Origin of the sequence: Micromonospora sp. LOL_024, assembly GCF_048060415.1 — a bacterium.
Classification (GTDB): domain Bacteria; phylum Actinomycetota; class Actinomycetes; order Mycobacteriales; family Micromonosporaceae; genus Micromonospora.
In genome coordinates this window covers 1-305 of record NZ_JBHMIS010000218.1, presented here as the reverse complement: position 1 = coordinate 305, position 305 = coordinate 1, and the positions used below count along the sequence as shown (strand labels likewise).

At 68.9% G+C, this 305-nt stretch carries 1 pseudogene; it reads right to left on the bottom strand.

Annotated elements, in window-relative coordinates:
* Positions 1 to 38 precede the first annotated feature (38 nt).
* Positions 39 to 305, bottom strand: a pseudogene (locus ACFHWY_RS28945) (ISAs1 family transposase); the annotation flags it as partial.

The following is a 305-nucleotide window of genomic DNA, read 5'->3' as shown; positions in this document are numbered from 1 at the left end:
ACCGTCCAGGAAGCGTATCCCCTGGTAGACGGGCTGTCTCACATCAGCGTGACAGGGAGGGGTAGGGCGTCGAAGGTGACAACCGTGCCGGCCAGGTCCAGCGGCGCCAGCAGCGGCTGGAAGTGCGTGGTCTCGTTCGTCTTCGCGCCGACCCCCACCTGAGCGAGGGTCACGACGGTGCCGTGCGTGACCGCCGAGAGTAGATGCCGGCGGGTCGCGGTGAGACGGGCTGACCCCTTGAGTACCTTGCCGTCGACGGCGATCACGCGCAGCCGCCGAGACTGCGTCGGCGACGGCGACTGAGC